This window comes from Methanoregula sp., from assembly GCF_002835825.1.
Classification (GTDB): Archaea; Halobacteriota; Methanomicrobia; order Methanomicrobiales; family Methanospirillaceae; genus Methanoregula.
Genome location: NZ_PIZH01000516.1, coordinates 1 through 1,464, shown reverse-complemented (window position 1 = coordinate 1,464; position 1,464 = coordinate 1). Strand labels below are relative to the sequence as shown.

Genomic DNA, 1,464 nt, shown 5'->3' with positions numbered 1-1,464 from the left:
TTCTCAGGGAGCGTTCGCTCTGGTGGTTCATGGCCCTTGCTTGGCTTGTGATGCTCTCCCTCTTCCTGACAAGGTGGTGGAACGTAACCCGGGCGGGACACAACGCGTTCCTCATCAGTGTCGCCGTTCCCCCCGAAACGAATCTTCTCGTCAATGCATTCATGATCTTCGATATCAGCATTCTCCTGCTGGAGGTGGTCTGCCTCACCGGCCTCACACTTGTCCTGGCTGGCCTCGTCCTGCACCGGAGCAGGTGGATGAAAGAGCTGGATAGTGTCCGAGATAGTTTCACCGGGATCAACGGCCATACCGGATCGCTCCTTGGCCTCGCCCTGCTCCTCTCCGTTATCGCGTGGCTGGCGTACGAGCTCGTCTCGCAGACCCGGCTCTTCGGGGGAATCGCCCACACGATCTCCATGGCGCTCTTCCATCTTCCCTACGCCTACTACTTCCCGGATGAGCTGTCCGGGGCCCTGTACTTCGCGTTCCCGCAGATGGCCATCAATGCCGTGGTACTCATCGCCGCGCTCTCTGTCATCCCCGGCATTGTGCTGGAGAAGAAGCGGCTCCTTCCGGCTCTTGCCGGGACACTGTCCCTGGTACGGATGTGGCGCGAGATCCTTGGGTGTGCGATCGTCTTTGGCCTTCTTGTCCTTACCGCTGCTGCCGTGGCACTCATCATCGGCCAGTCGCCCCTGCTCCTCGGCAATGAGTACGGTTTCTTCTTACAGGTCGTCCGAGGGCAGGTTCTGGTGACCGGTATTTGCTACGGGTTTGTGATTGTCAGCTGGACCGGAATCGCAGCGTGGCTCCGCGCGGCGGGGATAGCGGTTGCCGATATTCTTCACCGTTTCCCTGTTTGGGAAACAACATCCTGACGGGAACACGCATCCCCCCGCGTGCGGGGTCACGATCGGGAATGTGAACTCAGGAAATTCAAACCAAACTTCCAATTGAACGATTCAAAACTGGTCTGCACCTGTAAGAGGCGTTCATATAGAATCCCTCACGGGCCGCATCCACAACCGATCGCATCCACTCGGATAAACCGCAACAAACGAGCAGGGTCACCCATTATCGGGCAGGCGGAACGCCCCCTCCGGAACCGTCATCTCGAACCGTGCACCGGCACCGGGAGCGCCGGTCTCCCGCAGCGAGATGCCCGTGATCGAGAGGATCTCGCGGGCAAGGAAGAGCCCCCTGCCCCCTTTCAGATTAAAGTCCTGGCTGAAGATCCTCTCCTTTACATCCGAAGGGATACCGGGGCCGTTGTCCTCGAACAGGATGACAAGACTGCCATCCGGTTCTTTCCGGTAATGGATCTTCACTCCGGTTGCCCCTTTGCCGTGGATGAGGACATTCTCCATCAGGATGAAGAAGACGTCCTCAAGCAGGGGATCGGCAAATATCTCAAGGCCTTCGATATTTGTAGTACGGGCAATCCGGGAAAAGTCAAGGTGGGAG

At 58.2% G+C, this 1,464-nt stretch carries 2 protein-coding genes; one reads left to right on the top strand and one right to left on the bottom strand.

Annotation, left to right across the window (positions count from 1 at the left end; genetic code table 11):
- Positions 1–878, top strand: an 878-nt coding sequence (locus tag CW742_RS12845; protein ID WP_292420988.1) for a hypothetical protein, incomplete at its 5' end; no start/stop codon positions are given.
- Positions 879–1,067: 189 nt separating this feature from the next.
- On the opposite strand, the gene CW742_RS12840 is transcribed toward CW742_RS12845, so the two are convergent.
- Positions 1,068–1,464 (bottom strand): ATP-binding protein (locus CW742_RS12840; protein WP_292420986.1); only part of this gene is annotated, 397 nt, incomplete at its 5' end.